This window comes from Pseudomonas sp. NPDC079367 (assembly GCF_044542195.1).
In the GTDB taxonomy this organism is placed as follows: domain Bacteria; phylum Pseudomonadota; class Gammaproteobacteria; order Pseudomonadales; family Pseudomonadaceae; genus Aquipseudomonas.
This window is the reverse complement of record NZ_JBITTW010000071.1, coordinates 1-7,018: the sequence shown is the minus strand read 5'-3', so window position 1 is coordinate 7,018 and position 7,018 is coordinate 1. Positions and strand designations below refer to the sequence as shown.

Sequence of the window (7,018 nt, the reverse complement as noted above, 5' to 3'; positions counted from 1 at the left end):
GAAGGCGTTGACTACATCATCCCAGGCAACGATGACGCAATCCGCGCTATCCAGCTGTACATGGGTTCGATGGCTGACGCAGTTATCCGTGGTCGCAACAATGTTGCTGGCGGTACTGTTGAATTCGCAGCCGAAGAAACTCAGGCTGCAGCTGAGTAATCGACGCCCCTGGCGTTGACTCAGTAAGCAAAAAGGGGGCTTGGCCCCCTTTTTGCCACCTCGAAAACCATTTGTCGGCAGCGCAGCTACAGCGTCTGTAACGTGCAGCAGCTACAAGTTGGTTCGGGAAGAATTGATCGCCCGTTCGATCGGGTGGAATGGTTGAAAACCTATCCAAGAGGAATTTGAAAATGGCAGCAATTACTGCGGCGTTGGTCAAAGAACTGCGCGAGCGTACCGGCGAAGGCATGATGGATTGCAAGAAAGCCCTGGAAAAGGCTGACGGCGACATCGAAAAAGCCATTGATGACATGCGTGCTTCGGGCGCGATCAAGGCTGCGAAAAAAGCCGGCAACGTTGCCGCTGAAGGCGCAATCGCCATCAAATCGAATGACAAGGCAGCCGTGCTGCTGGAAGTCAACTCGCAGACCGACTTCCTGGCCCTGCAAGACGACTTCAAGAACTTCGTTGCTGCCAGCGTAGAAAAAGCTTTCGACGAAAAACTGACCGACGCAGCTCCGCTGATCGCCGCTCAGGAATCGGCTCGTGAAGCTCTGGTTGCCAAAGTCGGCGAGAACGTCAACATCCGTCGTCTGGTCCGCGTAGAGGGTGACGTTGTCGGCACTTACCTGCACGGTAACAAGATCGGTGTTGCGGTTGTCCTGAAAGGCGGTGACGTCGAGCTGGCCAAAGACATCGCCATGCACGTTGCGGCAAGCAACCCTGAGTTCCTGCTGCCTTCGCAAGTCTCCGACGAAGCGATCGAGCGTGAGAAAGCTGTGTTCCTGCAGTTGAACGAAGAAAAGATCAAAGGCAAGCCAGAAAACATTGTTGAAAACATGGTCAAGGGCCGTATCAGCAAGTTCCTGGCAGAAGCGAGCCTGGTCGAGCAGGCGTTTGTCAAGAACCCTGAAGTCAAGGTTGGCGAGCTGGCCAAGAAAGCCGGCGCAGAAATCGTTTCCTTCACTTACTTCAAAGTAGGCGAAGGCATCGAGAAGCCGGTCGACAACTTCGCTGAAGAAGTTGCTGCCCAGCTGGCTGCCGCCAAGCAATAAGACGGTTTTTCAACTGTCGCCCAAAAGAGGCTGCCCGCTAACGCGCGCAGCCTCTTTTCAGATGAGGTACCAAATTTTTTATTTGGTTTCCGTCCGGAACTGACTTACAAAGCCATGTTCCGATGGCGCTGCAGCAGCGCCAAGCTAGAGTGAACGCCAGCTGTAAACAGCTCGCAAAGAATTTTAAATACGCCGCAGGAGAGATTCGCAATGGCTCAGCAGGGCAGTGGTTATCAGGCTCGCTATAAACGCATTCTACTCAAGCTTAGCGGCGAGGCCCTGATGGGCTCGGAAGAGTTCGGGATCGATCCAAAGGTTCTGGATCGCATGGCGCTGGAAGTCGGTCAACTGGTTGGCATCGGCGTCCAGGTCGGTCTGGTAATCGGCGGTGGCAACCTGTTCCGTGGCGAAGCCCTGAGTAAGGCCGGTATGGATCGTGTCACCGGCGACCACATGGGCATGCTGGCTACCGTAATGAACGCACTGGCCATGCGCGATGCTCTGGAGCGTGCCAATATCTCCGCCATCGTCATGTCGGCCATTTCAATGGTTGGCGTAACCGATCACTACGATCGCCGCAAAGCCATGCGCCACCTGAACTCCAAAGACGTCGTGATCTTCGCGGCCGGTACCGGCAATCCGTTCTTCACCACGGATTCGGCTGCCTGCCTGCGTGCGATCGAAATCGACGCCGACGTTGTGCTCAAGGCGACCAAGGTTGATGGCGTCTACACCGCAGACCCGTTCAAAGACCCGCATGCCGAGAAGTTCGATCATCTGACTTATGATGAAGTACTGGATCGCAAGCTGGGCGTGATGGATCTGACTGCTATCTGCCTGTGCCGCGATCACAAGATGCCGCTGCGCGTATTCAACATGAACAAGCCCGGCGCCCTGCTGAACATTGTGCACGGCGGCGCTGAAGGGACTTTGATCGAGGAAGGCCAACAATGATCAACGAAATCAAGAAAGACGCCCAAGCGCGTATGCAGAAATCCCTGGAATCCCTGAACCACGCGTTCGGCCAGATCCGTACCGGCAAGGCTCACCCGAGCATTCTCGGCAGCGTCATGGTGCCTTACTACGGCACTGACACTCCGCTGAGCAGCGTCGCCAACGTCACCGTGAAAGATTCGCGCACCCTGCAGGTCGTGGCGTTCGAGCGCAACATGCTCGCGGCTGTCGACAAGGCAATCCAGAGCGCCGGTCTGAATCTCAACCCGACCAACCTTGGCGAGTTGCTGCTGATCCCTATGCCGGCCCTCACCGAGGAAACGCGTAAAGGCTTCACCAAGCAGGCCCGCAGCGCAGCCGAAGACGCGCGCGTTGCTGTGCGCAACATTCGTCGTGACGCATTGGGTGAGCTGAAAAAACTGGTCAAGGACAAGGAAATCAGCGAAGACGAAGAGCGTCGTGCCATCGCTGATATCGACAAGCTGACCAAAGAATCCGAGGCCCTGATTACCAAGGCCACGGACGAGAAAGAAAAAGACCTGATGGCCGTATAAGGGTCGAGCTTTAAATGGACAAGACCAAGCAGACTGCGCCGTCCGCGGTGCCGCGCCATGTCGCGATCATCATGGATGGTAATAATCGCTGGGCGAAAAAACGCTTTATGCCGGGTGTCGCCGGGCATAAAGCGGGCGTGGATGCTGTGCGGGCGGTGATTGAGGTGTGCGCTGAGGCCAAGGTCGAGGTCCTGACCCTGTTCGCCTTCTCCAGCGAAAACTGGCAGCGCCCGGCCGATGAGGTCAGTGCCTTGATGGATCTGTTTTTCAAGGCGCTGCGTCGCGAAGCCAAGCGCCTCAACGACAACAACATCAGCCTGCGCATCATTGGCGATCGCTCGCGCTTCCACCCTGAGCTTCAGGCGGCGATGCGCGAGGCCGAGGCCATGACGGTCGGTGCCAATCGCTTTGTCCTGCAGATCGCCGCCAACTATGGCGGTCAGTGGGATATCGCTCAGGCCGCGCAGCGTCTGGCGCGTGAGGTTCAGGCCGGGCACTTGCGCCCGGAGGACATCACTCCGGATCTGCTGCAGACCTGTCTGGCCACCGGCGATCTGCCGTTGCCTGACCTGTGCATTCGCACCGGTGGCGAGCATCGCATCAGCAATTTCCTGCTGTGGCAGCTGGCCTACGCCGAGCTGTACTTCTCCGACCTGTTCTGGCCGGACTTCAAACACGAAGCCATGCGCACCGCGCTGGCCGATTTCGCTTCGCGCCAGCGTCGTTTCGGTAAAACGAGCGAACAGGTCGAAGCTGGAGCCCGGGTTTAATGCTCAAGCAAAGAATCATCACTGCACTGATCCTGCTGCCGATTGCCTTGTGCGGGTTTTTCCTGCTCAAAGGTGCCGGCTTCGCGCTGTTCATCGGCCTGGTGGTGAGCCTCGGTGCCTGGGAATGGGCGCGTCTGGCCGGCTTCACAGCACAGTCGTTCCGCGTCGGCTTTGCCGCTGTGGTCGCCTTGATGCTGTTCGTCATATATGTGCTGCCGGGCCTTGCGCCCTGGGTGCTCGGTGCATCGGTGATCTGGTGGGCGATTGCGACTTATCTGGTGCTGACGTATCCACGCTCCAGCGCGCATTGGTCCACAGCGGCGACCAAGTTGGTCATTGGCCTGCTGATCCTGTTGCCTGCGTGGCAGGGCCTGGTGCAGATCAAGCAATATCCGCTGGGTAACTGGTTGATCATGGCCGTGATGGTGTTGGTCTGGGGCGCGGACATCGGTGCTTACTTTTCCGGGCGCAAGTTCGGCAAGCGCAAGCTGGCGCCGCAGGTCAGCCCGGGCAAGAGCTGGGAAGGCGTTTACGGTGGTCTGGCGCTGAGTCTGGTGATCACTGCGGTTGTCGGGCTGGTACGCGACTGGACCGTGGCCGAGCTGCTCAAAGGCTTGATCGGCGCTGCGCTGATCGTCTTCATTTCCGTGGTCGGTGATCTGACCGAAAGCATGTTCAAGCGTCAATCCGGCATCAAGGACAGCAGTAATCTGCTGCCCGGGCATGGCGGTGTGCTGGATCGTATCGACAGCCTGACCGCTGCCATTCCGGTATTTGCCGTATTGCTCTGGATGGCCGCACCGTGAGTCGCCCCCAGCAGATTACGGTGTTGGGTGCGACCGGTTCGATTGGTCTGAGCACTCTGGATGTGATCGCACGTCATCCTGAGCGTTATCAGGTTTTCGCATTGAGTGGCTTCTCGCGCCTCAGCGAGTTGCTCGCGTTATGCGTGCGTCATGTCCCGCAATTTGCCGTAGTGCCCGAAGGTGCTGCGGCGCGCGGTTTGCAGGATGACTTGCGTGCAGCCGGCTTGCCGACTCGCGTATTGGTAGGTGAGGAGGGCTTGTGTCAGGTCGCCTCGGCGCCTGAAGTCGACGCGGTGATGGCAGCCATTGTCGGTGCGGCCGGGCTGCGTCCGACCCTGGCGGCAGTCGAGGCGGGCAAGAAGATTCTCTTGGCCAATAAAGAAGCATTGGTAATGTCCGGCGCTCTGTTCATGCAGGCCGTGCGCAAAAGCGGCTCGGTTCTGCTGCCGATCGACAGTGAGCACAACGCGATTTTTCAGTGCATGCCAGCGGATTTCTCGCGCGGCTTGAGCTCGGTGGGGGTGCGGCGGATATTGTTGACAGCCTCAGGCGGTCCTTTCCGGCAGACGCCGATGGCCGAGCTGGCGCATGTTTCGCCTGAGCAGGCTTGCGCGCATCCGAACTGGTCGATGGGGCGCAAGATCTCCGTGGATTCGGCGAGCATGATGAACAAGGGCCTGGAACTGATCGAAGCCTGCTGGTTGTTCGATGCCAAACCTGCGCAAGTCGAGGTGGTGATCCATCCGCAGAGCGTGATTCATTCTCTGGTCGATTATGTGGACGGCTCGGTATTGGCGCAGTTGGGTAACCCTGACATGCGCACGCCGATCGCCAACGCTTTGGCCTGGCCGGAGCGCATCGACTCCGGCGTACCGCCACTGGATCTGTTTGCCATTGCGCGACTGGATTTCGAGGCGCCCGATGAGGGTCGTTTCCCCTGCCTGCGGTTGGCTCGTCAAGCGGCGGTAGCTGGTGACAGCGCTCCGGCGATGCTCAACGCGGCCAATGAAGTGGCCGTGGCAGCGTTTCTCGACGGACGGGTCCGCTATCTGGAAATCGCGAGTATCATCGAGGAAGTCTTGAATCTGGAGCCGGTGGTGGCGCTGAGCGACCTCGACGCCGTGTTTACGGCGGACGCTAAAGCGCGAATGCTGGCTGAGCAATGGTTGAGTCGGCACGGCCGATAGTTTTGCAACTCAATGGCGACACGCGACACTGAACAGGATTGCGGAGAAAGTAGATGAGCGCGCTCTATATGATTGCCGGCACCCTGATCGCCCTGGGTGTGCTGGTCACCTTCCATGAATTCGGCCACTTCTGGGTCGCGCGTCGCTGTGGCGTCAAGGTTCTGCGTTTCTCCGTGGGCTTCGGCATGCCGCTGCTGCGCTGGCATGACAAGCAAGGCACCGAATTCGTCGTAGCGGCGATCCCGTTGGGCGGCTACGTCAAGATGCTAGACGAGCGCGAAGGCGAAGTGCCGGTCGATCAGCTCGACCAATCGTTCAATCGCAAATCGGTGCGTCAGCGTATCGCCATTGTCGCCGCCGGGCCGATTGCCAACTTTTTGCTGGCGCTGGTGTTCTTCTGGGTTTTGGCGATGCTTGGCAGCGAACAGGTTCGCCCGGTCATTGGTGCGGTCGAGTCCGGCAGTATTGCCGCCAGGGCCGGTCTGAATGCTGGTCAGGAGATCGTCTCGATCGATGGCGAGCCAACCTCCGGTTGGGCGGCGGTCAATCTGCAACTGGTGCGTCGTCTCGGTGAGAGCGGTGCGATTCAATTGCTGGTGCGCGACCAGGGCTCGACCGCTGAGTCGCCGCGCACGCTGGCACTGGATAACTGGCTCAAGGGTGCCGACGAACCGGATCCGATCCGTTCGCTGGGTATCCGTCCGTGGCGTCCGGCCTTGCCGCCAGTGCTTGCCGAGCTCGATCCGAAAGGCCCGGCTCAGGCGGCCGGGCTGAAAACCGGCGATCGCTTGCTGGCGCTCGATGGGCAGCCGCTCGATGACTGGCAGCAGGTAGTCGATACCGTTCGTACGCGTCCTGATACCAAAATCATGCTGCGCATCGAGCGCGACAATGCTCAAATCGACGTGCCTGTGACCCTGGCGGCACGCGGTGAAAGCAAATCGCCAAGCGGTTATCTGGGCGCTGGCGTGAAAGCCATCGACTGGCCGCCGGAAATGATCCGCGAGGTCAGCTATGGCCCGCTGGCCGCGATTGGCGAGGGCGCCCGTCGCACTTGGACCATGAGCATTCTGACGCTGGATTCACTGAAGAAAATGCTGTTCGGCGAGCTCTCGGTAAAAAACTTGAGTGGACCGATAACCATTGCTAAAGTGGCGGGCGCTTCTGCCCAGTCGGGTGTCGCTGATTTCCTGAATTTCCTTGCTTATCTGAGTATTAGCCTGGGCGTTCTGAATTTGCTGCCCATTCCTGTACTGGATGGGGGGCATTTGTTGTTTTATCTGATCGAGTGGGTGCGTGGTCGCCCCTTGTCGGATCGGGTGCAAGGTTGGGGGATACAGATCGGTATCAGTTTGGTGGTCGGGGTGATGTTGCTTGCTCTGGTCAACGATCTGGGTCGACTGTAACGCTTCGCTGAATTGCGAATCTGCCGCATTTTGCGGCAGTTTGATTATTTCCAGTTGGAATAAGAAATGACTTCATGAAACGTCTGCTGCTAACTGCGGTTCTCACCGTTTTGATGATCGCCGAATT

At 58.5% G+C, this 7,018-nt stretch carries 8 protein-coding genes; all 8 read left to right on the top strand.

Translation table 11 applies throughout. From position 1 onward, the window contains the following. Positions 1-159 (top strand): 30S ribosomal protein S2 (locus ACIGDJ_RS27835; RefSeq protein ID WP_397504699.1); only part of this gene is annotated, 159 nt, incomplete at its 5' end. 191 nt (positions 160-350) lie between these two features. Beyond that, complete coding sequence (gene tsf / locus ACIGDJ_RS27830; RefSeq protein WP_016771476.1) at positions 351-1,214, top strand: translation elongation factor Ts; 864 nt, start codon at positions 351-353, stop codon at positions 1,212-1,214. A 210-nt stretch (positions 1,215-1,424) separates the two neighbouring features. Continuing rightward, the gene (pyrH, locus tag ACIGDJ_RS27825) at positions 1,425-2,168 is read left to right on the top strand and encodes a UMP kinase (RefSeq protein ID WP_003222124.1); all 744 of its coding nucleotides are present in this window, start codon (positions 1,425-1,427) and stop codon (positions 2,166-2,168) included. Continuing rightward, entirely contained in the window at positions 2,165-2,722 is a 558-nt protein-coding gene (gene frr / locus ACIGDJ_RS27820; RefSeq protein ID WP_101157866.1) for a ribosome recycling factor, read from the top strand. Before pyrH ends, frr begins: the two co-directional genes overlap by 4 nt. Before the next feature lie 14 nt (positions 2,723-2,736). Then, on the top strand, positions 2,737-3,492 hold the full coding sequence (uppS, locus tag ACIGDJ_RS27815; RefSeq protein ID WP_039762463.1) for a polyprenyl diphosphate synthase: 756 nt from the start codon (positions 2,737-2,739) through the stop codon (positions 3,490-3,492). Next, complete coding sequence (locus ACIGDJ_RS27810; protein WP_397480251.1) at positions 3,492-4,298, top strand: phosphatidate cytidylyltransferase; 807 nt, start codon at positions 3,492-3,494, stop codon at positions 4,296-4,298. The genes uppS and ACIGDJ_RS27810 overlap by 1 nt, the downstream gene beginning before the upstream one ends. Continuing rightward, positions 4,295-5,485: a 1-deoxy-D-xylulose-5-phosphate reductoisomerase gene (ispC, locus tag ACIGDJ_RS27805; protein WP_101157870.1), complete on the top strand. Its 1,191-nt coding sequence runs from the start codon at positions 4,295-4,297 to the stop codon at positions 5,483-5,485. The genes ACIGDJ_RS27810 and ispC overlap by 4 nt, the downstream gene beginning before the upstream one ends. A gap of 53 nt (positions 5,486-5,538) precedes the next feature. Beyond that, positions 5,539-6,891, top strand: coding sequence for a sigma E protease regulator RseP (gene rseP / locus ACIGDJ_RS27800; RefSeq protein WP_397504698.1), 1,353 nt, complete (start codon positions 5,539-5,541; stop codon positions 6,889-6,891). The last annotated feature ends 127 nt before the right edge of the window (positions 6,892-7,018 follow it).